Here is a 1,973-nt window from a genome sequence, read left to right as displayed (position 1 = left end):
GTTCGTGGCGGTGCTCGGCGCCTCCAACTTCACCTATGCCGAGGCGCGCTGGACGCAGTCGCTGCCGGACTGGATCGGCTGCCACGTCGGCGCGTTCGCCAGTTTTGGCGGCTCGGCACGGCAGATCGTCTGCGATTATGTGTCCAGGAACATAATCGCAGTTCTGTGCCGCTCGTCGTTATGTGGCCGGGCGCGTGAGAGACCGCGGGATTGGGCCGCGTTGCTCCCTTGCCCGGCCACATAATCGTCAGAGGGATGTGAGCCAGTTGAGCAGCGATGGGTCATCGCGCCATACGGCTCTTCGGGGGAACGCCGCCGAAGCGCTCGTCGGCGGAGCGCACGCGGCTAGCGCCGCCTCCTTCATACGGATATTGATCTCGGCATAGCGGTTCGTCGTGTCGAGGCTTACATGGCCGAGCCAGCCGCGGATCACGTTGACCTCGACGCCGGCCTCGAGCAGATGGACCGCGGTGGTGTGGCGCAGCACGTGCGGCGAGACGCGCCGCGGTGTGCCTTCTTGACCGGCCCCAAGGTTTGCCGCGTGCCTCCGGACCAGCTTGTAGATCCCGAACCGGGTCAGCGGCGCGCCATGCCGGGACGTGAAGACAGGGCTGGTCGGCGAGGCGTCGCCGGGTTCCTCGGCAAGCAGCTCGCGGAGCAGGCGCGCGGTCTCCGGCCATAGCGGGCAGGTTCGCCACTTGCCGCCCTTGCCACGCAGATTGACGCGCGGCTGCGGTTCGAGGACGAGATTGCCGGCGGCGAGATCAGCCGCCTCCTGCACGCGCGCACCGGTGTTGTAGAGGAACAATAGAAGTGCTCGGTCGCGTAACGCCGAGCATCCCTCGGTGGGCATGGTGGAGAACAGCGCCTCGATCTCGTCGCGTTCGAGGAACCGTGTACCCGGCGACGGCACCCGCTTCATCGGGATGGCAGCCACGCGCTCGGCCTCGGCCAGCATCTCGGGTGCCTGGCCCGCCACGTAGGCGAAGAAGGTGTGCAGCGCCGCGAGGCGCTGGTTGCGGGTACGAATATGATTGCCTCGCGCGGCTTCGAGGTGACTGAGAAACGCGCGAACCCGATCGGCTGTGAGGTCCTCGATCACGAGCCGGGTGATCTGCCGACGGCGCTGGTCGGCGACGAACCCGAGGAAGAGCCGGAGCGTATCGCGGTAGCTCCTGACCGACGCCGGGCTCAATCCTTTCTCGGCCTTCAGATGCCGCTCGAAGAACCCGTAGACGACGGGGCCCAGGGCGGTCATGGCGCAGCTCCCGTCGAGAGCGGCGCGACGAAACGCGCGAAGCGGTCGCCGGCGGCCTGCAGCAGATCGGCCGTGATGGTTAGGTAGACGGCGGTCGATGCCGGATCGACGTGGCCGAGGAAGGTGGACAGGTGAAGCAACCGGCTCCCCGGGTCGCTACCGTCTCGATACCAGCGCAGCAGGGTGCCGACGGCGAAGCTGTGCCGCAGGTCATGGACGCGCGGCGCCGCGACACCCGCCGGCAGGATCAGGCCAAGGCGCGGAACGATCGCATGGAAGGTCTGGCTGATCGTGCCTGGATGAATCGCCCGTCCCGGGGTGAACGAGAATACTGGTGCGAGCGACTCAAGTGCGCCGATCCGGTGTTCCCGCAGCTCAAGATAGGCCACAAGCCGCGCCGCCATGCACGGACCGAAGGGCACCAGGCGGGACTTGGCAAACTTGGTCTCGCGGATGACGAACAAGCGGCGATCGAGATCGATGTCCGCCCGGGTCAGCCGGGCCACCTCGCCGACGCGCAGCCCGAGGCCAAAGAGCAGCGCGAAGATCGTCGCGTAGGTCGGGCCGCGTAGCGGCGCGTTGTTGGTATCGGCGAGCGCGGTGGCGATCTCGAGCAGCCTACGGGCGTGCGGCAGGTCGAACAGGTAAGGGATACGCTGGGCCGTCTCACGACGGGGCCGCAGCCGCACCGGTGAATGATCGATCGTCTCCTGGA

Annotated in this window: 2 protein-coding genes and 1 pseudogene; 1 reads left to right on the top strand and 2 read right to left on the bottom strand. The window is 67.4% G+C overall.

Features of this window, described 5'->3' with window-relative positions:
* Positions 1-244 (top strand): annotated as a pseudogene (locus tag VGC77_RS20250) (hypothetical protein); the annotation flags it as partial.
* 3 nt (positions 245-247) lie between these two features.
* On the opposite strand, the gene VGC77_RS20245 reads toward VGC77_RS20250, so the two are convergent.
* Positions 248-1,258, bottom strand: coding sequence for a tyrosine-type recombinase/integrase (locus VGC77_RS20245; protein ID WP_331173361.1), 1,011 nt, complete (start codon positions 1,256-1,258; stop codon positions 248-250).
* Positions 1,255-1,973, bottom strand: a 719-nt coding sequence (locus tag VGC77_RS20240; protein ID WP_331173360.1) for a tyrosine-type recombinase/integrase, incomplete at its 5' end; no start/stop codon positions are given. The genes VGC77_RS20245 and VGC77_RS20240, both read right to left, overlap by 4 nt.

The sequence above is a fragment of the Rhodopseudomonas sp. genome (assembly GCF_036404135.1).
Classification (GTDB): Bacteria; Pseudomonadota; Alphaproteobacteria; order Rhizobiales; family Xanthobacteraceae; genus Rhodopseudomonas_A.
The sequence above is the reverse complement of the archived record's forward strand: the minus strand, read 5'-3'. Positions and strand labels throughout refer to the sequence as shown.

Excerpts from the sequence above, each read along its gene's own strand:
- VGC77_RS20245 (WP_331173361.1), bottom strand. The coding sequence starts at position 1,258 with ATGACCGCCCTGGGCCCCGTCGTCTACGGGTTCTTCGAGCGGCATCTG.